Raw genomic sequence first — 1,498 nt, forward strand, 5'->3', positions numbered from 1 at the left:
CCCTGATCGCCATCGCCCGCAAGCTGCTCACCATCCTCAATGCCATCCTCCAAAGCTCAACACCCTGGAGAACCACAACCTCCGCGAAGGAGCAGACCGCTTGACACCCAAGACAGTCGCTTCTTTTTTCTGTCAGACTGCCGTGTCCACGTGACGACAGTACGTGAAACGGCCCGGCAACAGCGCGACCTGTGAAGGTGCGCTGTTTTTATATTAATGGCGTCCCGCCGTGATGCCCTGGCGACGGTGTCGGTGAGGCGCAGGTCCCCTCATGGCCGGTGATCAGAAAAAAGAAGGGGGCTCGGGGGAATTCATTCCCCCGACCTTTCCCCTGTCTTCTCTTCGATCATCGACACCACCAGCGCCAGCACCGCGAATCCCAGCCCCGCGCCGAAGACGGCGGCATGGCTTTCGCCGGTCGCCTTGAACAGCGCCGCCAGGCCGAAGCCGGTCGCCGCCTGGGCCAGGGCGAAGAGCGCGGTCGCCCGCACCCAGAGGATCCCGGCGGCGCTGCCGGCCTGCTCGCGCGCCGCGCCGAGCACCACCGCGCTGATGCCGATGCCGGCGAAGCCGCTCAGCGGCGCGGCCAGCAGCACCGCGGCGCCGCCCGGCAGCAGGGCGGTGGCCAGGGCGGCGACCTCCACCATCATCCAGGCCATCAGGGCGCGGCGGCCGCCCAGCCAGCCGACCAACCCGCCGCCGGTCAGCGTGCCGGCGATGCCGCCCAGGCCGAACAGGATCCAGATCATCGCCAGGGCCAGCCCGTCCAGCCCGCGGCCGCGCGCGCCCAGATCGGCCAGGTAGACCATCGGCGCCACCATGCCGGCCGCGGCCAGGGTGTAGGTCGCCATCAGCTGGGTGGCGCGGGGCACCTGGCCGCCGGCGGGGGCGCCCATGGTCTCGGCGGGCGGCGGGTCGGGCCAGAGCGGGCGCAGCACCAGCCAGAAGGCCAGGCTGGCGGCGCCGAGGCCGAGCCACAGCCCGCTGATCCCGGCCGGCAGCAGCATCGGCACCAGCGCGGCGCCCAGCACCACGCCGAAGCCGACGCCCGACATCACCACCCCGGCTGCCGCCGCGCGTCGTCCTGGCGGCACCACCGCCTGCACCGCCGGCCCGGCCAGCGCCATCAGCACGCCGCCGGCGAAGCCCGCCAGCCCGCGCCAGAAGCCGAGCCAGGCCAGGGCGGCGGGGCCGTCCAACTGCAGGGCGCAGGCCAGGAAGGCCAGGGTGGCGAGCGCCATGCCCAGGTCCATGGCGCGCGGCACGCCCAGGCGCCGGCCGATGCCGCGCCCGCCCAGCGCGCCGAGCAGGTAGCCGGTCAGGTTGCAGGCGCCGAGCAGCCCGGCGCCGCCACCATCGACCCAGCCGGCCGCGACCATGGCGGGGAAGATGGGCACATAGGCGAAGCGGGCCAGGCCGATGCCGACCAGCAGGGCGCCGGCGCCGGCGACGGGCACCAGCCGCAGCCGGGGGGTCATGGGCGGGCCGTGATGGCGAG

General features: G+C 73.4%; 1 protein-coding gene. It reads right to left on the reverse strand.

The window, feature by feature from the left end; genetic code table 11:
- Nucleotides 1–311: 311 nt before the first annotated feature.
- A partial coding sequence (locus tag GVN67_RS28935) for a YbfB/YjiJ family MFS transporter (RefSeq protein ID WP_235035613.1) occupies nucleotides 312–1,498 on the reverse strand: 1,187 nt, incomplete at its 5' end.

The organism is Roseomonas sp. 18066, from assembly GCF_902706185.1.
In the GTDB taxonomy this organism is placed as follows: domain Bacteria; phylum Pseudomonadota; class Alphaproteobacteria; order Acetobacterales; family Acetobacteraceae; genus Pseudoroseomonas.